The 20,940-nt window shown below is 41.7% G+C and carries 16 protein-coding genes; 6 read left to right on the forward strand and 10 right to left on the reverse strand.

Annotation, left to right across the window (positions count from 1 at the left end):
* Positions 1-114 precede the first annotated feature (114 nt).
* The 4 genes from HCR01_RS17760 to HCR01_RS40030 all read right to left on the reverse strand — a co-directional run bounded on the left by HCR01_RS17760 (position 115) and on the right by HCR01_RS40030 (position 8,649).
* Positions 115-564, reverse strand: a complete 450-nt coding sequence (locus tag HCR01_RS17760; RefSeq protein WP_193197456.1) for a response regulator — start codon at positions 562-564, stop codon at positions 115-117.
* Positions 561-3,515 (reverse strand): PAS domain S-box protein, encoded by a 2,955-nt coding sequence (locus tag HCR01_RS38780; RefSeq protein WP_226889408.1) that lies wholly within the window; start codon positions 3,513-3,515, stop codon positions 561-563. The genes HCR01_RS17760 and HCR01_RS38780 overlap by 4 nt, the downstream gene beginning before the upstream one ends.
* Before the next feature lie 578 nt (positions 3,516-4,093).
* Positions 4,094-8,143: a DUF2157 domain-containing protein gene (locus tag HCR01_RS17780; RefSeq protein WP_193197457.1), complete on the reverse strand. Its 4,050-nt coding sequence runs from the start codon at positions 8,141-8,143 to the stop codon at positions 4,094-4,096.
* Between the two features lie 383 nt (positions 8,144-8,526).
* Positions 8,527-8,649 carry a hypothetical protein gene (locus HCR01_RS40030; protein WP_264299917.1) on the reverse strand — a complete coding sequence of 41 codons (123 nt, stop codon included), beginning with the start codon at positions 8,647-8,649 and terminating at the stop codon, positions 8,527-8,529.
* A 103-nt stretch (positions 8,650-8,752) separates the two neighbouring features.
* Between HCR01_RS40030 and HCR01_RS17785 the strand changes: the two genes are divergently transcribed.
* Complete coding sequence (locus HCR01_RS17785; protein WP_193197473.1) at positions 8,753-9,994, forward strand: RNA-guided endonuclease InsQ/TnpB family protein; 1,242 nt, start codon at positions 8,753-8,755, stop codon at positions 9,992-9,994.
* Positions 9,995-10,033: 39 nt separating this feature from the next.
* Here the strand turns inward: HCR01_RS17785 and HCR01_RS17790 are convergent, their stop codons facing one another.
* Positions 10,034-10,840: a hypothetical protein gene (locus HCR01_RS17790; protein ID WP_320073130.1), complete on the reverse strand. Its 807-nt coding sequence runs from the start codon at positions 10,838-10,840 to the stop codon at positions 10,034-10,036.
* Positions 10,841-11,319: 479 nt separating this feature from the next.
* Entirely contained in the window at positions 11,320-12,753 is a 1,434-nt protein-coding gene (locus tag HCR01_RS17795; protein WP_193197458.1) for a deoxyribodipyrimidine photo-lyase, 8-HDF type, read from the reverse strand.
* Between the two features lie 252 nt (positions 12,754-13,005).
* On the opposite strand from HCR01_RS17795, the gene HCR01_RS17800 reads away from it, so the two are divergent.
* Together HCR01_RS17800 and HCR01_RS17805 are read left to right on the forward strand one after the other, a co-directional pair.
* Complete coding sequence (locus tag HCR01_RS17800; RefSeq protein WP_193197459.1) at positions 13,006-13,878, forward strand: exosortase-dependent surface protein XDP2; 873 nt, start codon at positions 13,006-13,008, stop codon at positions 13,876-13,878.
* Positions 13,879-14,016: 138 nt separating this feature from the next.
* Entirely contained in the window at positions 14,017-14,571 is a 555-nt protein-coding gene (locus tag HCR01_RS17805; RefSeq protein WP_193197460.1) for a 1,2-dihydroxy-3-keto-5-methylthiopentene dioxygenase, read from the forward strand.
* 335 nt (positions 14,572-14,906) lie between these two features.
* On the opposite strand, the gene HCR01_RS17810 is transcribed toward HCR01_RS17805, so the two are convergent.
* From HCR01_RS17810 to HCR01_RS17820, 3 genes are all read right to left on the reverse strand, one after another.
* A complete protein-coding gene (locus tag HCR01_RS17810; RefSeq protein ID WP_193197461.1) occupies positions 14,907-15,122 on the reverse strand; it encodes a hypothetical protein in 216 nt (71 codons plus the stop codon).
* A gap of 294 nt (positions 15,123-15,416) precedes the next feature.
* A complete protein-coding gene (locus HCR01_RS17815) occupies positions 15,417-15,677 on the reverse strand; it encodes a hypothetical protein (protein WP_193197462.1) in 261 nt (86 codons plus the stop codon).
* An 853-nt stretch (positions 15,678-16,530) separates the two neighbouring features.
* Positions 16,531-18,036, reverse strand: a complete 1,506-nt coding sequence (locus HCR01_RS17820) for an FAD-dependent oxidoreductase (protein ID WP_193197463.1) — start codon at positions 18,034-18,036, stop codon at positions 16,531-16,533.
* 504 nt (positions 18,037-18,540) lie between these two features.
* Here HCR01_RS17820 and HCR01_RS17825 point away from each other — a divergent pair.
* Entirely contained in the window at positions 18,541-18,807 is a 267-nt protein-coding gene (locus tag HCR01_RS17825) for an alpha/beta fold hydrolase (protein WP_226889409.1), read from the forward strand.
* Positions 18,808-19,046: 239 nt separating this feature from the next.
* Here the strand turns inward: HCR01_RS17825 and HCR01_RS17830 are convergent, their stop codons facing one another.
* Positions 19,047-19,247 (reverse strand): ribbon-helix-helix protein, CopG family, encoded by a 201-nt coding sequence (locus HCR01_RS17830; RefSeq protein ID WP_193197464.1) that lies wholly within the window; start codon positions 19,245-19,247, stop codon positions 19,047-19,049.
* Positions 19,248-19,651: 404 nt separating this feature from the next.
* On the opposite strand from HCR01_RS17830, the gene HCR01_RS17835 reads away from it, so the two are divergent.
* Both HCR01_RS17835 and HCR01_RS17840 read left to right on the forward strand, forming a co-directional pair.
* Complete coding sequence (locus HCR01_RS17835) at positions 19,652-20,140, forward strand: response regulator (protein ID WP_320073131.1); 489 nt, start codon at positions 19,652-19,654, stop codon at positions 20,138-20,140.
* 365 nt (positions 20,141-20,505) lie between these two features.
* Positions 20,506-20,940: response regulator (locus HCR01_RS17840; RefSeq protein ID WP_193197465.1), on the forward strand; the 435-nt coding region annotated here is incomplete at its 3' end.

Genomic DNA, 20,940 nt, shown 5'->3' on the forward strand with positions numbered 1-20,940 from the left:
CCCCCCATCCCCACTTCGTGGGGGCCCCGAAGCCCCCCGTTGAGGCGACTGGCGTGTGCAGAGACGCAGAGAGGATAAAGAGTTCTAGATTTCAGTGCAGTCTCTACTAAACTTTCAATCGGTGTAGAACGGTTGCTGATTCAAATTCACCCAGTAGTCATCAAGTAACTTTACCATTGCGGTTAAGTCATTGAAGGCGACGGGTTTGACTAAGTAAGAGTTGACACCTAAGTCATACGCTTTGTGAATGTCTGTTTTTTCTTTGGAAGTTGTGAGTACGATAACTGGTAAGCGTTTCAGTTCAGGTTGCTGCCTCAGCCACTCCAAAACCTCAAACCCAGATTTCCGGGGCATTTTTAGATCTAACAAAACCAGCATCGGTAGAGGATATGACTTACGGTCAGCATAATCTCCTTCACCACAGAGGTAAGAGATGGCGGCTTCCCCATTGGTAACAACTTGGAGCGGTTGTGTCAGATTCGCTTTGCGTAGGGCACGCCGAATGAGCAGGACTTGATTAGAGTCGTCCTCTGCCAGCAAAATGGTCTGTTGATCTGTGTTCATGTTTTCATAGTATCTGTTTGTAGTTCAATCCAAAAGTGGCTACCTTCGCCTACTAACGACTCTACACCGACCTGTCCCCCCATACGCTCAACACCTTTGCGGACAATGGCTAAGCCAATACCAGAGCCAGGATAACTCTCTTCACCATGTAATCTTTCAAAGACGTTGAAAATTCGCTCTTGATGCTCTGGTGCAATGCCAATGCCGTTATCTTCTACCCAGAGGCGAACTCGTGGGAGTGAAGAGTGCTGAGTACAGACGGGATTAATCGCGTCTGTACAAGTGAGTGCTGAGTTGGGAGTTATGAATTCTTCCCCTGCTCCTTTGCTCTCCACTATTTCTGTCCTTACCCGGATTTGGGGTTGCTTGTTAGCAGGGACAAATTTGATGGCGTTGCTAAATAGATTAGTTATCACTTGTATTAGGGTTGTGCGATGACCGATAACTTCTGGAAGTGGTTGTTCTACAGTTACTTGAGCCTGACGCGATCGCAATTCTGTCTCTAGTTGATTTTTGGCTTCTGTGACAATTTCTGTCAAGTTGAGTACACGAAGCTGAATTTCAGCCCGACTCAGGCGTGAGTAGTCGAGCAGGTCTTGAATTAGCCCATCCATCCGTTGTGCAGAGCCAACAATCCGCTCGATATACTCTTGCCCATCGCTATCTAATTGGTTGCTGTAGTCTTCTTGTAGTGCTTGAGCTAAGCCTTGCATTGATCGCAGAGGGGCGCGTAAGTCGTGGGAGACAGAATAGCCAAAGGTTTCAAGTTCATCGTTGGCTTCCACAAGGGCAGCTGTCCGGTCAGCGACTCGTTGCTCTAATTCATTGGCATAGTTTTGTAATTGTTCTCGCAGTCGGGATTGCTGGATCGCGATCGCTAACTGATTGGCGATTTCAGTGGCGATCGTTTGGTATTCTGAATTAAAAGCCGCAGGTTCGTTGGCAAATAGAGTCAAGTCTCCGATCAAATTGCCCTCAACTAGCAACGCTACCGCCAGAAAACTTCGAGAACCTGTTGCCAACTGACTCTCTAGGGCAGGTGTACGAATGCTTGAGGTGGCAATATCTTCTATATATAAAGTAGGTTCTCGATACCTAACCATTTCTACAGGTACTAAATAGCTAATCGGGATCACAGACCCAGTGACATTAAGAGCAATTTGCCCCGCCAGGATTTGGGCTTCACTTGTATTGAAGTTAAACAAGATAACAGCAGCGTGCTGGCAGCTAATAATACTACTCAAGCGTTCTAGAGCGGCTTGGGCTATCTGCGCTGATGACTCTGCCATTAAGATGGCCCGGTCAATTGCTTGCAAGGTTTCCAAACGCTGATTCGAGCGGAATAATGCTGCTTCAGCCTGCTTGCGCTCTGTGATGTCTCGTGATATGGCAATTATGCCAATGATGTTTCCTTGTGCGTCCCGGTAGGGATCTTTAGTAGATAGGAAAGTATGAAGGCTACCCGCTTCCATTACTAATTCTTCAATAACCTCTGCCTTGCCTGTGGTCATAATACGGCGATCGGTTTCTCTAATAACAGTTGCAAAGTCAGCCGTAAGTATCTCAGTATCATCTTTGCCAATAATTTCGTCTTTGGTTCTACCCAAAATTCGCGCTGTTGTCGTATTAATCAGTTTGTAGCGCCCCCGGAGGTCTTTAACAAATACGGCATCATTTGTGCCTTCAATGACACTTTGCAGCAGGTTATAACTTTGCTGTAATGCTTGCGCTGATTCTTCACGATTAATTGCATCAGCCAGGATATTAGCAACCGCTTGCAAGAAATTAATATCATTTTGGGTAAAAATTCTTTGATGGATGGTGTGGACACCCAAAACGCCCCAAGGTGGCTGATGTCCATTAATAATTACGCTGAGACCGCTGATAATTCTGTGGTCATACAGCAGGGGAGAACCACGGAACCGCGTTTCTGTGTTAATATCTGTCACCACAACAGGCTGAGTGGAAAGCAGCGTATAACCTGCCTGAGAATCACTACCTGTGCTAACTGTGACATGACCGATTAATTCAGCTTCCCATCCTATACCTGCCCTTAGTAGCAGCACATTTTGTGGTAATAGCTCTAATACTTTGCAGTATTCCGCGTCCAGAGTTTGAGCTACCAGGGTGACAGTTTCATTTATTAACGCCATCAGATTGATGCCAGAGAGTGCCAATTGACCCAACTGAGCGATCGCCTCTTGTTGTTGCGATCGCACCCGCAACTCATCTTCAGCTCGTTTGCGTTCTGTAATATCACGTACAACACTAGAGTAGCCGCGTAGCTTTTGTTGTTTGTCTTGAATAACTGTTAGCAAAACACTCGCCCAAAACTGCGAGCCATCTTTGCGGACTCGCCAACCTTCTTCGGCAAACTTTCCTTGAGATGCAGCTATCTGAAGGGATTGGGTGGGATGACCTCGCTCTAAGTCACTGGCTGTGTAGAATCGGGAGAAATGCTGACCTAAAATTTCTTTAGTTGTGTAACCTTTGATGCGTTCTGCCCCAGCATTCCAGGTGACAATTCGCCCCTCTGGGTCTAGTCTATAAATGGCATAGTCTTGCACCGCCTCGATCATTTCACGATAGCGACTTTCGCTTTCTCGCAGCTTTAATTCTGCCCGTCTCCAAGCGGCATTCAACTCAGTAGTTAGCACAGAGACACCAACAAATAAGCCCAAGCGGATAATATTATCTAGTGCCACAACAGACAGTGAATAGATGGGCTGTAAAAAGAAGTAAGCAACAGCCAAGGTAGAGAGAAAAGTTGCTAGCAGACCTGAGCCGCGATTTCCAAACCACGAACTCAACACCACCGCTGCAAAAAACGCTGAGAAGGTGACGTTCTCCAGCAGTGGCGATATCAGTAGGGAAAATAACAGTGCTAAAACGCTGGCGAGTACAGCAATACCGTAGTTTCTTATCGGCCAGGAGCGATTTACACTCTGCATAAGTCACCTCCTGGTATTATCAAAAGCTTCGTATTTATCTATTCTATAAACCTAGCTTGAAAATGGGTGTGGGGGTGTAGGGAGGAGAAGAGATGAACACGAAGTTCCGAGTTCTGAGCACGAAGTTCCGAGTTCTGAGCACGAAGTTCCGAGTTCTGAGCACGAAGTTCCGAGTTCTGAGCACGAAGTTCCGAGTTCTGAGCATGAAGTTCCGAGTTCTGAGCACGAAGTTCCGAGTTCTGAGCATGAAGTTCCGAGTTCTGAGCATGAAGTTCCGAGTTCTGAGCACGAAGTTCTGAGTTCTAAAGGTGAAAACTGGACAGGACTTACGCAAAAATTGCCAAAAAGCTTAATTTATCGTTTGCCTGGGTGCCGGACGCATACTACTGGCTCCGCCAACGCCTTGGTCTCGTAGAGAAGAATTCATAGAGTGTGCGTAATACCAATTTAAAAAAAGAATGTGACAGATAGACCATGTAGAGACGTTGCATTGCAACGTCTCTACCAAAGGATTTGTTGCAATCATTAATTGAATCGGTATAAGTCCTGATGTTAATTCTTTAACGTTAGAATATTTCCTATTCCCAGGATTGAAATTCATCAATGGCATTGCGAATTAGGGCAGTTAGTTGAGCGCGACGGGTTTCAAAGTTAGCTGCAATTGAAATCAGCGCGATACCTACTAGCAAACCAACAACCCATTTCATAAAGGGGTAACGCCAGCTTAAAATTACTGATTGATAAACACTGGTGAGCAAAAATGTGGCTGTGCCAATGTAAAGAAAAGCCCGGACTCGCAAAGCTAATCCGGCAAAAATGGCGATGAGGCTGAAAATTCCAGGTATCAGAGGTGTGTCTTGATGAAATAAAATTGCCCACCCACAAATTACACCACTACCTAACAACCGAAAACTATGGCGAGCTACTTTATATTCTGGTAGTTTCAACTGGGGATCTATTTGAGCAATATAAAGCAGTGATAACCCAATTGGTGTTACATACCACAAAGCATCAATTAGGTTTAAGTTATAAAACCAGCGGTAAAGCGCCCAATTAATCAATGCCGCACTAATATAAGTAAAACGGATGTTTTTACCTAATATTGCGAGGAAGATGTAGAATCCAGCGGCGATTAGTATGCTGATTGGGTAAACTCGCAGTCTGGTTTCCCATAAAATTATCAATGGCACAATGTATGCAGCTTGTTGCCAAGGTCTTTTAGACCAACCCCAATTTTCCCAAGGCAGAATGTACAGAAAATAAGCTACCACACAGGCGATCGCACCATTCCAAGGAATTAGCGGCCCAGTCAAAAATTGTCCTACTGCTGTCTCGCGCCAGTAAATTCTCATCCCAGCTACTTCTAATAAGCCGAGGTAAACCCACATCTCTGCTATTGTTATTCCTCCCAACTTGTAGAGGGGAGTTTCGTTAACAAGTAAAGCTGTACGTTGTGCAAATAAGTCTGAGGATTGGCTGCTTCCGACTTTTGGAATTTCTGAAGGTTCCCTTAGTTGTAGTAACTGTTGTACAATTCGCGATCGCCGTCCCTGAAAGATCGCATATCGAATCAAAAATACCCCGGTTGCTAATCCTACCAAACGGTTAACCTCAATGGGAGTAGGAATAGCAGCCATCAATAAAAAGCTACTCCAAGCCCAGTGAATATGAGCAATTCTTTTGAGTTCTTGCGAAGTCAGGCGTAAGTAGCCTACAAGCCAAGGTGAAAGGATGCGATAAGCATACATGATGCTAGTGCCAAGAGCAGACATGGCAATTAATCCATCGCCTAATGCTCCTCCTCTGGCTTGTGACATTTGGTAGAGCAAAAGTTCATAGGCAGAAATTGATACGCCGATAATTCCTAAGTAAAGTAGCGGTTTGAAGTTCTCGCGGCGTCGCCCTACACCAATGACTATTAAAGCTACACCCAAGGAACACAAGCCTGTCCAGTTAGTAAAGGTATCTAAACGTAGCAATACACTAAATGCACCATAGATCAGGGGCAGAATGTGAAAGCTGCTAGGAAGTCTTTCTAATTGATGTCGTCGCCGCCACCACTCTCCTGAAAGTTGAGCAATCAAACCCAAGGCGATGTTGGCGATTGCAATTCTAACAGTTGAATATTCTCCAAATCCCAGCACTTCAGCAATTAATAATTCTAGACACCAACCGATGCTATAAAATGCCCAGTCTGTTGGTTCTCGCCAACTGCGATAAGCGATCGCTCCCAAGGTTATAGCAGTGGCAGTGAAATACAAAAATCCTGGCGAAACAATCCCCTGGTAAACTAACACTGAGTGCAACGTCAGCATTAACAACTCAAAACCACACAAGGCGATCGCCCATTTATTAGTTGCTATTGCATAGATATTTGCTAATTCGTTACCTCGCCACAGAAGTGCTGTACGTGCTAACCATAAACTTAAGATTGCGATCGCCCCCACAAGAAACCAACCTGCTAGCGTCAGGCGAGAAAAACCAGGTAAACCCGTCCACAACAGCGCCCCGATGAAACTCAGCCCAAAGCCTACCGTGATTACCGCTGCTGCTTGGTTTCGCAAATAGCGAGTATTTGTGAACATCAGCCCCGTACCCACAGCCAAACCAATTAATCTAGTTCCTGGTAGCTGCAAAGTAAGTAACTGGGCGACGCCTACAGCCAAAATGCTCAAGTAACTGTTTTGAGTACGACGCTCTATTGTGCGATTGGCAACGCCAGTGAGAGCTAAAGGCGTAGCTAGCCAAATAATTCCCCAATGGTCTTGGCTATCAGCTACACCATACCAAGATGATTTAGCATTTACCCACAATAGGATAAAACTAACGGCAGCTAACCCTAAACCTATGTACCAAGAACTTTGTCGCCATAGTTCATCACCTTGAGACGTTACGCGAGAACCAAGACTAAATCCCCATTCTGCCACCATTACAGCTAATAAAATACTTGCCCAAGCTTCTTTACTGAGAGTTGGCACAAGCCAATTGATGGTAGAGCAAAATGTCAGCACCCCCATGATGTGAGTTAGGTATACCAGGGAGGGAGGAGGGGAGGAGCGGCGTTTAGTGATGGTGGCGAGAGTGGCGGTGGAAAACAGGAAATTTAGCGATCGCAACGCCGGATTTATAAAAGCGATCGTTGTTAAAAAAGCGCCAAATAACAGCGCTAACAATTCGCCAAATTTAGCCAATTCATGCTTTTGGAGGCGATGCAAGCTTTCATTGAGTACCACCGTCAAAATTATGTATGGAAATAAAGCTACACCCAGTAACGCCCAAGGTTCATTTTGAGCATTGGTGAGATATGTGCCAGTTGCGATCGCCCATTGCTGTAGCCCAGAAGGTACTAACCGCCAACCCAGCCAAATAGTCTGTAAGCCAATGACAAAAATCGCCGCTAAGTCAGCCTTTAAACTGTACCTTAGTAAGCGTCTTCCCTCAAACCACAAACCCAAACCACATACAGCTATTGCTTGCCACGGATAAGGTATTACCGAAACCAGCCAACCCAGCAACAGTAAGATTCCGCCAAGTTTCTCCCACAGTAAAGAGGATGAGGGAAATGAGGAAGACAAGATAGAATTTTCTCCCTTGTCTCCCCCTGCTCCCCTGTTCCCCCTTCCCTGCTCTGCTAACCAAGTTATCAACCAGCCGCAAATACCAATAGCTAACCCCAACTGAGTAACATCTAATCGAACAACAAAAATTGCTCGCACTAGCAGCACTGCTAAGGCGTAAATTACTACTAAAGCTGGCGAAGTAATCCCAAGTCTAATTCCTTGATCGCTCCTATGCTGCCCACTAATTAACGGCTGATGCTGGCGAGCGCGATTGTGATAAACCGTAATCATAGCTGTGCCGATCATTGCCAAATAAACGGCAATTAAGGGAAATCCTGGGAATTGCCAACCCCAATGCAGATAACTCAACCCCAGAATATTAATTAAAGGTAAATTACCAATATTTAAATTCGGAAAAATAGTTCGATTATTCCAGACTAAAACAGTAATAGCTGTGAGAAGAGGCCAGGCGATCGCGACTACAATCCAGTCCAAAGGATTTTGCCACAACTGGAAGCTATCCATTGCCCAAAAATTTACTGGCACTAGTAAAAGAGTGACAATCAGCAATGTCTGAGCCGTTAATCTGAGATTACTTTGTTTAGTTGCCCAGAAGCTTAAGCCCCAGAAACTCAAGGTATAAGCCAACAAAACCCCATACTGTCCAGAGGCGGGAAATCTCTCCCACTGACTAGCAGCCAGTACGCCAGAAGACAACACTACTAGGAATACTCCTAGAAACAGCAGCCATCGGACACTCAACTCCGCCCCTAGCGACTGCAACATCGTGCTGAGAAAGCTGGGTTTAGCTACCTTTTGGCGCGGTTGTGTGCGGTTATGAGATTCTAGAACTGTCAAAGGCAAATGCTGCACAGGATCGGAAGTTGCGGGTTGAGCTAGAGGTTGTAATATCACCTCACAGACGAGAAACTCTCGGCATAGCTGCCTAACTTGGGTGTCAGATATCAAACCCAAGCGCAACCACATATCCAGTCCTTTTAATAACCGAGGATCGGATGATGGCAGACTAATTTCAATTTTCAGCGGGCGCTCAAGGGGCGATGACATAAGCCGCAGCCGTATAAGTATATACTTAAATAATTTGGTTGAATTAAAGTATATTTTGACTCTATCTGTGTCACTTCTTTAACTGACTCATGTTAATTTTTTTAAGCGCTAAGTAGTTTAGTTGCCGATTTTACGCTATTGACCTTGACAAGTAATCAGCAATGCGTTGCTAAATCGGCTTTCGGCAATCACCGAGTCGCGCCCAGGATTCCCCAACTTCACCACAAAACCAAGGTGAACAGCTTAAGCTTGTTGAGCACTACGAATATTCCCCAGTTACCAGTTTAACTTTTACAGCAGAAGTCTCACACTTACCTGAAAGGAAGTGTCGAGATGAATGCGCGTGAGTAAGGAATTGACCAACAATCAAAATTGAACGCAGTTCAATCAGGATAGTTGGTCGATGACGAACGAACTTTTTCTGCATTTAGAGAATCAATCCAGTCTTCTACCAAAGATGTAATGGTCTTGTCTTTAGTTGCAGCATAAGTTTGCAATAACAGCATTCTTCTTTCGCTGATTCTTAAGCTTAGTCTTTTATTTTTCATTGGGTAGTAGTTGGCTATCCTTTGTGTGATTATAGCAATAGGTCGAAACAAAGAAAACAAAATGAGAACATCATACCAATACCGCTTAAAGCCAACAAAAAAGCAAATAGAAATAATTGACAACACACTAGATATGTTACGTTGTCAGTACAACTATCAACTTGGACAAAGGTTTGAGTGGTTGGAGCAAAATCGTTGTTCTATTGATAGATGTTCTTTAGTTGTTTGTCATATCCCAGAGTTAAAAGATAAACCTAACCGTTTTAGCCAGCAAGCATCCCTAACTCAACTGAAGAAGGATAGAACTTGGTACAAAGGTATTCACTCTCAAGTATTGCAAGAAGTGCCTAAAAAGGTTGAGATAGCTTTTGAACGCTGGTTAAAAGGTGATACTAACGGTGAGCAGCGTGGTCTTGGGGTCTTCCCAAGTAGAGCGACTGCGAACCCGAAGGGCAAGCATAGCGGTAAACCAAGATTCAAGGGTAAAGGTCAATACAAGACTTTCATCTATCCACAATTCAAAAAGGAGTATTTTCAAAACGATAAAATAACTTTGTCAAAAATAGGCACTGTCAAAGTAATTGTTCATCGTCAAATACCAGATAGTTTTGATATTAAAACTGTATCTGTTACCAAAAAAGCAGATGGTTATTATGTCACTCTCAGCTTAGAAGACAAAACAATTCCAACAATAAAACCTGATTTTGACGTTGATAACATTGTTGGTATTGATGTAGGATTGATTGATTTTATTGTTACTTCTGATGACGACCGTATAACAGCACCCAAGTTTTTACGCAAAGTTGAACGTAAATTCAAGTCGGCACAACGTCGAGTTTCCCGTAGAAAGAAAGGTTCTAACCGTCGAAAGAAGGCAATCAAAAAGTTAGGTATCCAACAGAAAAAAGTTGCCGATACTCGCAAAGATTTTCACTTCAAAACTGCTAACAACCTATTGAAAAAATATGATGTTATCGCGGTAGAAAAACTGAATATCAAAGGACTAGCTAAATCAAGATTGGCTAAAAGTGTAAATGATACTGGTTGGGGACAGTTTATTTCAATACTTAGTGTCAAAGCCGAAAACGCTGGACTCAAAGTAGTTGCTATAAATCCAAACGGCACTAGTCAAGAATGTTCTAGCTGTGGTCAAAAAGTCAAGAAGCCGCTATCTCAAAGATTACATAATTGCCCTAGTTGTCTAACAACTTTGTGCAGGGATCTAAATGCAGCTATAAACATAAAGAATCGTGGGACGCACGATCTCAAAGCTCAGATTATGTCTTCATTGAAGAGTCTCTGAGAAGCTCACGCTTCCTGAGTACAGGTAAGCGTGAGTACGTCACGACAATCCCTTGCCTTTGATTTGTTTGGATGTAGCTTCCATAAAGTCGATAAAAACCTGTATGAGCTTATGAATTCCCTCGCTACCTCCAGCAATTAAACCACCTGTTAACAATGCATCTAAACAACGAAAAAGAATTACTTGCATTGAATTATCTGAATCAATAATCACCAGTGGCTCAATTGAGCGAATACCTATTGCACTGATTAAAAGACCAAACAAAAGGGATGTCCATAACGCAATGATTCGTGTATCAGACTTATAAGCTACTCTTTTCCTCTCTTTTTCAGTTAGCTCATAAATTTTGTTATTGAAATTATCAATCTGTAATTTGGTTGTGTTAGATAATTCTTCTTGATTTTGGGTGAAATTTTGGATAAATTGCTGCTCTAAGCTCATTCCCACTGGAGGAAGTTCATTGATTTGATTATATTCTAAAGAAGCTAATGGATTTTGTTTTTGTTGCGTTTCTAGAAAATTTCTATGTTCATGAACTAAAAGTTTCTGTTGTTGAACACTAATATTTAATTGCTCTGCCGCTGGGCCTCGCCAAGTAGTTATAAAAACTTCTAAAGAGCGTTCCAGCAATAGAGAAATAAAAAATGGTAATGCGAGTAGCTGTATAATATCGTTGAATCCAAATTGTTTGATAACAAATGGTTTAGATGATAGCCAAGCAGCTAAAGTTACTATTAAGAAACTAATAATAATCAACAAAATAAATAGAGGAGATTCTGGTGAAAGCTTTAGCAACTTGTTTATACTCCTGTGCGAACAACATTTAATCCAACGTTGACGAGCCACAACTCATATTAGAGAACGTTAAACTTAATCAGAGGCTCACCTTTTAAACTGGTATCAGTCCAATCAGTCTTTCCCGTTTTACTGGGAGTTTTTGTGGCAGCAGGATAAAAAACAAGACTGTGTGCGTAATTTAAGAGTTAGAAAGCCTGAAAACAATACACAGAGATTGATTGAGACGATTTAATTGGCAGGATTTTGAGTTTGGACTTTTTGCTATTCACTACAAAACGCTTACTGCTGCGATCGCAGACTTAACAAAACGTGAGTTTGACAAACCTCTCCTTGCCTTAAACTAAACTTCAAGCCTGTCCTTCCATAGCTCAAAGAAGGACAGGTTTTGCGTGGTAAAACCTCTTAAAGGTCTTTGTCTTAATTTGTTTGAGGATGAGCGCAATCAGCAATTGCGTAAGCGTAGCCAGCCGTAAGCATCGCTGAAATAGCAATCGTCAGGAGGCAAGAGTAGCTTTCAAATCATCTACTCAGACAGCTTTTTGCTGCTGATAACGCTGTTTAAACTGCTGCTGCTGTATCTTATGATCAACAATTGGTTCAGGATAGCCAACAGCATGACGTTCCAAAGGTGAAATTTTACCAGTAACCAAATATTCTGTATCCACAGAGCGCAATTCGGGAATCCATTGCCGGATATATTCCCCCTCTGGATCAAACTTTTGCGATTGACTGGCTGGGTTAAAAATCCGCACAGGTTTAGGATCCATTCCGCTAGAAGCACTCCATTGCCAACCTCCATTATTAGCAGATAAATCACCATCAATTAGATGCTGCATAAAATATTTTTCACCCAATTGGGGATTAATCAGCAAGTCCTTGGTGAGGAAACTAGCGACAATCATCCGACAGCGGTTGTGCATCCAACCGATTTCATTCATCTGGCGCATCGCTGCATCTACGATGGGATACCCGGTTTTCCCTTCACACCAAGCTTGGAAATGTTCTTCGTTAGTTTCCCAAGGGAAGCTTTTGAAGGTTTCGCGGTAAGCACCATCAGCCAATTCAGGGAAGTTATACATTGCGTGTTGATAAAACTCCCGCCACGCTAATTCTTGTTGCCATGTGCGGATATTGGCTGCTGTTTCATCGCTGCGGCTGTTTTCTAACACTTCTATTGTGGCTTGCCAAACATTACGAATGCCAATGACGCCAAATTTTAAAGCTGCGCTGAGTTGCGATGTTCCGTCTACTGCGGGAAAATTACGCTGTTCTTGATATTCAGTAATTGCTCTTGTAGTAAATTCTTCTAGTCTGGCTTGGGCGGCTGCTTCTCCTGGTGAAAGAATTAATTCTCCATCCCAGATAAATCCTAAATCTTTTGCTGAGGGTAGAGCGATCGCTCCTGCTTGTTTAGCAATTTCCTGTTCTTTTGCTGTTAAACCCTCAGTATTTTGCAGAGTTTCTACTGGATTCGCCTTCGGTTTACTAATCCAATTTTTCCAGAAAGGAGTATAAACTGTGTAACGACCGTTGGAACCTGTGCGAATTTCTTCAGGAGCGTGGAGAATCTGATCCCAGTTTTGGTCAAGAAACTCAATGCCATTTTCGCTGAGAGCATTGATAATGTTGCGATCGCGTTCTTGCGAGTACGGTTCTACATCCCAATTCCAAAAAACAGATCTGGCTCCCAAAGCCGCTGCTAAAGCTGGTATCGCTTGCACAGGATTAGCGTGGAGTATTAACAACTCGCTACCCACTTGGGCATATCGCTCCTGTAATTTCTGCAAACAGCCGATCATATAAGTTACTCTCACTGGAGCAACATCATCTCGTTCCAGCAGATTCGGATCAAGGCAAAAAACACCCACAACTTTTTGACTCTGCTGTCTTGCTGCAGCCAGTCCTGTATTGTCAGAAATACGTAAATCACGGCGATGCCAAAACAGAATTAAGTTAGACATTCCACACTTAGGACAGTTCACTTGTACTAGCTTAGACGTTAGTCATCCCCTTGAGCATCATTCTGCCGATAAATTTTATTGAAAGCGGGGGTAAAACCCTCTTTATAGCGTTGTCGTCAAGCCGCCCCATCCCCCATGCCCAAAAACCACATGTGCCAGTTTAAAGAGCGGAATGTGGGGTAATAAATTGATCAAAAGTGTATGGGATATTTACTGTGTATTTTGTTATCTGGTGCTTCTTCGGTATAAATTATGAGGCTCAAACTTAAATCTTTTATTGCTTTTACATTGTTTGCTATTGGCACAAATTTATCTATTTCTCCATTTGCCCAAGCTGCAAACTTCAAGACAAATTTTACTCCAGAAAAATCTAATTCTCAAGAGGATATTTGGTTAAATTCTATCACTCAAAATCAAAACACATTTTATAATTTCTCATTGGTAAAATCAGCCGAAATTCTATATAACACACCAATCATAGGTGTTCGTCCTGGAGCTAGCAGCATACCTGGGCCAGGCAACAACAACACTGGAGCCGCTAGTACAGAGAAAGGAGATTATGCTACTTCTCCTGTGCCTGTTTCTGGGCTAAATGATCCAACTAATAGCGAAATTGCCGCCTTTTTGGGTAATCGCAATTTAAATAATATTCTTGATACAGAGGAGATTGGTGCTTCTAAAATCAATCTATTCTTCGACAGTTCTATAGAACAAGATAATACTGGGTTAGATAACTTGTTTTTCTGGGAACGAGGCATGAACAGTGACTTAGGTGTGCAAGCGATTGATAGCAGTGGGAAATTACTCGGTAACTTTTTAAAGTTGTCTAGAACTGAGCAAAAAAGCGCCGGCTACTCAATTGACACCACAGAAATTTCTGCTTCTCAACAAGTTGGCTATTGGGGAGTTAACCTTAGTCAATTGGGTGTCGATTCTCTGAGTGGGATTCAAGTTATAGCTAAGAGTAAAGCTAATAATGATTCAGAATATTACAATGGCCCTGATTACAAGGTAGTGGCTAGAACAACTAAAAGAGTACCTGAACCTGCAACTATGCTGGGTTTAGGAATGATTGCTGGAACTATCGGCTTACTACGCCGTAGTCGTTCTGCTCGTGTTCAATAATCTCAGGACTCACGCATAGTGAAGAAAAATTAAGGGTTTGGGCAGGGGAAAATAAATCACCAGTTTGTCTATCGGAAATAGTGGCTTATTGACTAAAAGTTAAGTATACTCTTCTTAACAGTTAATCAATGTTTTGTTATGGCTACTCTACTACTTGACGATGGCACAATCGAGAGCGATTTAGGCGAAATAGTTCGTGAACTTGCCCCTCTCGGCATCCAACTCAGACACTACGATCCAGGAACATCGCTTCTATTTGCGAATCTACTAGACCAAGATGTTGTAACTGAGTCTGAGAAACACCACATTGTAGAGCTCCATAACAACGTCTTTGAATTTCTTCAGCAAGAAAATGGCTTTCTCTGGTGTGACCTGCTGAATGTGCATCCAGGTTCGGCGAATCTTCACCAATTGATAGTAACCTATAGCCGCTACCATACTCACACTGCCGCTGAACCTGTTTACGTTTTGGCGGGAGAAATGATTTATGGGTTCGTGCGACCTGATGGTAGTCAAGTACAGCTTTTAGTCGAGGCACAAGACTATCTCTGCATTCCAGCCGGAATTGAGCATTGGTGTAGCCCGACTGCATCATTGCATTTTAAAGCAGTACGCTACTTTGCGATCGCGGATGGTTGGGTTCCCAATTATACAGGAACTCAGTTGAGCGACTCGCTCAACAAGCCGCGCTAAAAGCTAAAACTAACCAGTATCACTGACTAACCTTAATCTCCATTGAGGCGGAATGTGGGATTTCAATTGTATGATGCGATCGCTTTCTAGACTCTTGATTATTCCACTTTGATCACAGAGACTCCTTTTTTGCGTAATAATTACACATTAAAATGCATATTTGACAGCATAAGTAAAGGTGTTAGCTGTAAAATATGCACTGAAAAAGTAGTTAAAACTATTTGTGTTTAGAGCCAGAGGATAAGCAGAAAACTAAGAACTGTCCTAGCAGTTTTTTCTTCTGTGATCTGGTAAAGTTAAAACTACGAGACTATCCACTCTGCGGGTTCACCAACTTAGTATTTTTTGCAAGGATACCAAGAGTAGTAGCAGCAGCGGTAACGTCGTCTTTTGCCGTATTTATCTCCTTTGTAGTCGTCTTCTTTGTCGTAGTCTTCTTTGTAGTCGTCTTTATCTTTGCCGTAATAAGAATCTTGTCCTCCAGATAAAAGCTGTTGTTCTTCTAAGGATAGTTCTCTCAAAAAGTCAGATTTGATGATTTGAAGTGACATAACTGTTAGCCCCACTTTACGTACATAGGTGTTATGTTCCTATGGTTTTACTCGTCAAGTAGTTTAAACTATTTACATCTGAAATAAAGGGAGAGCATAAAAGTAAATATTCCCCTTATTAGTTTACTTTACTGTTCTTTAGGGCGTTAATTTAATGCCTTAAAAGAACATAGAAGACCTACTATAAACTCTCAAAATCTAATTTATTGTGAGTAAATTATATAAGTCTTCTCCTCTCCCCATTAATGGCAAAGTTTGAACTACAAGACTACCTAGTTTTTAGGTTGTACTAGCTCAGCTGCTGCAACAGGATTTAGGCTTACAACATGAGGGCTTGTGTACTTTACAGACTGTGACTTTGAAAGTTTTGCATTTCTTCTTCGGTCCACAGCCGTTTTTGCCATTGCCGTTATCGTCGCCGTTACCGTCGCCGTTACCGTCGCCGTTACCGTTGCCGTTGCCGTTGCCTTTGTAGTAAAAACCTCCAGATAGAAGCTGCTGCTCGTTTGTAGATAAATCTACAAGTAAATCAGATGTGATGATTTGAGATGACATAATTGATTACCTCACTTACGTACATAGGTATGTTATACCTACGCTTTTCTTTATAAAGATTTTTTTTAATAATTAAACTCTCCTAAAGTGAGAGATTACAAAGCTAAATTTATAACTTTTGGCTCAGGTCAGATACTATCTGAAGTTACATGAGTTTTTTCTAAAAACCACAGAAATAAATTAATGTTTTTGTTTAAAAAAGTTAATAAAATTAACTTTTTATTGTTGGCGATCGCCTATCATGTAGCAGAGGGAAAATGCTTTTCAAAAGCTTAAAATAAGAAATCTTATAACTGATGCGCGACATTGGCAATGATTATGCGCTCTAAAACTGGCTTTGGGATGCAAAGTCAGAAACGCAGTCATCAACGTTTCTTAAACGAACTTTAAGTTGCGTCCCTATCTTATGAAATATCACTTCAGATATACCAGGCTGAAACTATTGATGTATAAAGCTTTCAGCCCTAGCAAACCTTTGTTTAACTTTCTTTAAGGCGGAACACCTAAACAAGAACGCGATCGCTTGCGTGAAAGCAACTTGCTTAAACTAACGTGAGTTCGAAGAATGTCAAAACCCCTCTCCAAACCTCTCCCCACGGGCGCAAAGGCTTTGAAACTCTAATTTTTTAGTTCTAAACGAGGAATATTTCTGCTCCTTTCCGCGTCGGAGAGAGGTTAATCGAACTCACGTAATTTTACGTATTGAAATCTAAACTCCTTATTCTCTCTGCATCTCTGCGCGAGGGACACTTTCTTCAATGAGGGAACTCCCGCACAGAAGTGTCCTCCTCTGCGTGAGATAAATCATCCCGCAAATATACAACGCCAGTTGCTTTAATCCCTTTAATCCCCTCTAGAACTTCTTTAAATCTTTCACTGTCGGTCCGTGCAACACTTTCCCATTACAACTGAAACGCGAACCATGACAGGGACAGTCCCAACTTTTCTCTGCACTGTTCCAAGCTACAACACAACCCAAGTGAGGACACACCGCAGAAACAGCGTGTATTTCTCCTGTTTCATCTCGGTAAGCGGCTATCTTGTCACCATCGACAGTGACTAGTTTTCCTTCACCTTTCGCCACATCCGCCAAAGATTCATTCAATCCCTTGAGGCGATCGCCTAACCAGTGAGTGCCAACTTCCAAGTTCTGCTTTATACCTCGTGGACTAACAAAAGGAGTGGCGCGGGTTGCATCGTACAAATCAGCCGCAGGATTTTCAATGCCTAAAATATTGTCTGCAAGTATCATTCCTGATAGGGTTCCTTGAGTCATGCCCCACAGACTAAACCCAGTTGCGACAAAGGTATGCTTGCTTAAAGGAGTTAATTTTCCTACGTAAGGTATTTTATCAAAAGATACAAAATCTTGGGTAGACCAACGATAGTCAATGGACTCTATATCAAAGCGAGAACGGGCATAATTTTCTAAATCAAGATATTTCTCTTCAGTATTTTCCACTGTTCCCACTTTATGACCGCCGCCACCAACAAGTAGCAATAAGCCACCTTTGTCAGGAGTAGTACGAATAGAGTAGTATTTTTCTCCTGAGCCTATGTACATTCCCAGAGGCGCTTGACGATCTGCAATCCGCGCACCAATGATGTAAGAACGTTTAGGGTAAGTTTTAGCAAAGAATAATCCCTCATCGGTAATGGGGATATTAGTTGTAACTATGACATCCTTTGCCTGAATAATTCCCTTATTGGTAATAACTTGGCAAAGATTATTTTCTTCTACCTTCAGTACTCTTGTATTTTCAAATACGTAACTTCCATTACCAGGAATCTGCTTAATTAAGTGTAACAGGTATTTGCGAGAGTGAAATTGTGCTTGGTTGTCAAACTTCACAGCACCAGCAATCGGGAAAGGCAGGGAAGTTTCACGAACAAATGTGGCGGGTAATCCTAGTTTTAGTGCTGCTTCTACCTCTTTTTCAATATCTTTGAGATTATCTGTAGTTTCTGTGAAAGTATAGGCACTTTGGCGACTAAAGTCACAGTCAATTTGTTCTTCGTTAACCGTTTTGGCAACAAATTCTAGTGCTGCTTGGTTTGACTGTGCATATATTTGTGCCTTTTCTTGACCATGATTTTTAATCAAATCTGCATAAATTAATTGGTGAAGCGATGTAACTTTGGCTGTAGTATGACCGCTAACACCAGTAGATATTTGTTGCGATTCAATTACCGCAACGGTTTTACCTGCACGTTTAAGTAATCTTGCAGCAGTGATTCCCGCAATACCTGCGCCGACAATTACAACATCTACAGATAGATTATTGCTCAGTGGTGGAAAATTAGCTGTGGGTGTGGAGTCAATCCAGTAAGAAATATGTTTCCCTGATAAATTAGGCATATTTTTTCGAGATAGTGTTTAATAAATTAAATATTTTGATAACAAGATTAGTTTTTAATAAACAGACTTAAAAAGAAAAGTTAGTTTTACTTGCTTAATTACTTAATCATTTATTTTTAATGAGCCGCAATTTTATTTTTGAATTACGATTTACATAAATACTCTTCATAAATAAAATAGACGTTTTAACATAGAAATAAAACTATCTTACGGATAAGTTTGCTTAACAACTTGGAAAATATATATCAGTCTCAAGGTATAGAGCAACATTAAAAAACCTAGTTTTAATTTTTCGGATAAACCTGTTCAACTTTCAAGAATTGGTTACATGTTAAGCAGTTCATCAAAATTAATTACACAAAACTAGACCTGGATCATTCAGAACAAATTAAAAACGAGTAAATTTTGTCAATACGTCTTTGAGCATAAATAAATCTGCGTTAGAGGTTGTTTTAAAAGGGTATTTCTATGTCATATTGAACGCAGCGTAGTGGAGTGAAATAGATGCAGGCGGGACACAAGAACGCGCTCGACTGCATCAAGGCATTCTCTGAAACGGACTTTACTGAAGATCTCAAAAAGTTTGACCTGCCAACGCTGATCATTCATGGCGATGATGACCAGATCGTGCCAATCGGTGCTGCTGCGATCGCTTCTGCAAAACTGGTGAAGAATGCCACGCTAAAAGTCTATCCAGGCGCACCCCACGGGCTGACTGATACCCATAAAGATCAACTTAACGCCGACCTGCTATCGTTTCTCAAGGACTGATACTGGCTGATGTGAGACATCGAATCAAACGTATGAACCCCGGTGTCAGCATCGGGGATGTACTCAAAGTGACTTCTGATTTCGTTGATTCGTGCCGTGGATCGCGACCCTTGCTTCCTTTGGTCGCGATTCGTCAGAGGATCATCCCTCGAAAGTCTTCCCTCTGACTTTTGACTTCGTTAAAACAATTTCGAGATGTAATGCTATTAATGGCTAAGTTGAAGTCAAGTTAGCGATTTTCAACTACTACTTAATCCCGCAAGTTGAGAGGATTCGGTAATGTCATCTGCTTGCTTCTCGTTTACTGGAAGAGAACGCAGCAACTCTCTAATCACGTCGGTTGATGGCCTTCCGGTCATTGCACAGTACTCTTCAAGTTTTTGTGCTTCACTTGAGGTGAGATTTACCGTGAGTCGTTTGACAGCCCACTTTTTATTCATTATTTACTACTTATATCATCTATGTAGAGAAAAATCATACCTTTGTTTCTAAGCCTTTCCTAATCTGATTTTTAGATATTTTCTGCTAAATAAATTGAAATTGTCATGCAGAAGCGTCAAAGCCATTTTAGTTACGCATTCTTTCTTGACTTCTGTACTAATATTGTATACCTGACTTTATACTGTCATCTCTGCATTGTTGCTTGAGTTGGCGGCGTTCGAGTAGCAAGACTCTCAGCACTTACTACTAAAATGCTATTTAGGAAATAAGACTCAGGTTAGAAAAACCTGATTCCCTAATCTGTTTTAATCAAGTTGATAACATACTAGGCGGTCAGGTAAAGGCTAGCCGCTAGTAGAACTTCCTGAGTTATCCATCAAGTAAATAACAGGGCAAAAACACTGTGACGCTAGATCTAGTATCTGTATATTCTTCAGACGATAGAATAAACATAGATATTTTCCAAGGAGTAACAATTCTTGTTGTAGATGATCACCAGGACATGCTTCTGGTAATGACCCGGCTTCTTGAAAGCTATGGAATTCAAGTACTCACGTCATCCAGTGCTTTGACAGGATTAGAAATAATTAAACAATTTAATGTGGATCTTTTAATTTCAGACATTACTATGCCCGTTAAGGATGGGTATTGGTTAATACAAAAGATTCGCTCACTTCAGCATCCACAAACTAGAAAAATTCCTGCAATTGCTTTTACTGGAAATACTGAAGAGAAGGCAGATAAAAAAGCTCTCGCGTCTGGGTTTCAAGCCTATATTCAAAAACCTTCAAGCGCTACAGAGTTAATAATAGAAGTAGCAAAACTGTTAAAAAGTAGGAAGTATACATTGGTGGGTGACTACTTGAGGTTTGAGCCAGAGTTTTGCATATAATGCACGAAATTAGAATAGAATGCTCCATCGTCGATGAAAGCATCTAAGTCCTTTGGTTGAGCCAAAATATATTTGATAAGGCGCTTGCATTTGATTTTTTGGCTCTTACTTAAATGCGTTGACCCTGCTGCTATTATACTCTGTGCAAAATTTTTCTCCCCGTAAAATTACTGGAAATCTTGCCTAATGAATTTAGTAACTGTATTGTTAAGAGGGGCTAATTACCAAGAATTTTGGGCATAAATCCAATTAGTGATCTATGCCTAATTATTGTTTGTCAAATCACAAGTTATTTGTCGCTGTTAGTGCCCTAGTGTGTTGCTCTATCTTAGAGTCAAGGATTTAACTCCGAATCAGCAAGCGTCATGACAGCCCGTGTTCAACAAAATCAATTGTTAGCTCTAATTGTTGACGATGAACCCTTTTTCCGCACAGTGCTGCGACTTTTCTTAGAGCAGGATGGATATCGAGTCGCGGAAGCTGAAAATGGCATAGAGGCAATAAATGTTTTTGAGCAACTCCACCCTGACATCGTACTCCTTGATATCTCAATGCCAGATATGGATGGCTTCGAGTGTTGCCATAAGTTACATTCATTAGCTCAAGGTCAAAATACTCCCATTTTAATGCTTACATCTGTTGAGGATGAACGCTCCATTAACCGTGCATTTGCAGCCGGTGCAACTGACTATGTTACTAAACTCGTTCTATTGCCCATTCTGCGCCAACGTCTAAAACGCTTGATTGAACAATCTCAGTTACAACAAAAACTCCTTGCTGCAAATCAGCAGTTGCAACTT

This window comes from Nostoc sp. MG11, from assembly GCF_014904695.1.
Lineage (GTDB): Bacteria > Cyanobacteriota > Cyanobacteriia > Cyanobacteriales > Nostocaceae > Komarekiella.

Excerpts from the sequence above, each read along its gene's own strand:
- HCR01_RS17820 (WP_193197463.1), bottom strand. The coding sequence starts at position 18,036 with ATGCCTAATTTATCAGGGAAACATATTTCTTACTGGATTGACTCCACA.
- HCR01_RS17805 (WP_193197460.1), top strand. The coding sequence starts at position 14,017 with ATGGCTACTCTACTACTTGACGATGGCACAATCGAGAGCGATTTAGGC.
- HCR01_RS17830 (WP_193197464.1), bottom strand. The coding sequence starts at position 19,247 with ATGAATAAAAAGTGGGCTGTCAAACGACTCACGGTAAATCTCACCTCA.
- HCR01_RS17780 (WP_193197457.1), bottom strand. The coding sequence starts at position 8,143 with ATGTCATCGCCCCTTGAGCGCCCGCTGAAAATTGAAATTAGTCTGCCA.
- HCR01_RS17785 (WP_193197473.1), top strand. The coding sequence starts at position 8,753 with ATGAGAACATCATACCAATACCGCTTAAAGCCAACAAAAAAGCAAATA.
- HCR01_RS40030 (WP_264299917.1), bottom strand. The coding sequence starts at position 8,649 with ATGCTGTTATTGCAAACTTATGCTGCAACTAAAGACAAGACCATTACA.
- HCR01_RS17815 (WP_193197462.1), bottom strand. The coding sequence starts at position 15,677 with ATGTCATCTCAAATCATCACATCTGATTTACTTGTAGATTTATCTACA.
- HCR01_RS17795 (WP_193197458.1), bottom strand. The coding sequence starts at position 12,753 with ATGTCTAACTTAATTCTGTTTTGGCATCGCCGTGATTTACGTATTTCT.
- HCR01_RS17800 (WP_193197459.1), top strand. The coding sequence starts at position 13,006 with ATGAGGCTCAAACTTAAATCTTTTATTGCTTTTACATTGTTTGCTATT.
- HCR01_RS17825 (WP_226889409.1), top strand. The coding sequence starts at position 18,541 with ATGCAGGCGGGACACAAGAACGCGCTCGACTGCATCAAGGCATTCTCT.
- HCR01_RS17810 (WP_193197461.1), bottom strand. The coding sequence starts at position 15,122 with ATGTCACTTCAAATCATCAAATCTGACTTTTTGAGAGAACTATCCTTA.
- HCR01_RS38780 (WP_226889408.1), bottom strand. The coding sequence starts at position 3,515 with ATGCAGAGTGTAAATCGCTCCTGGCCGATAAGAAACTACGGTATTGCT.
- HCR01_RS17760 (WP_193197456.1), bottom strand. The coding sequence starts at position 564 with ATGAACACAGATCAACAGACCATTTTGCTGGCAGAGGACGACTCTAAT.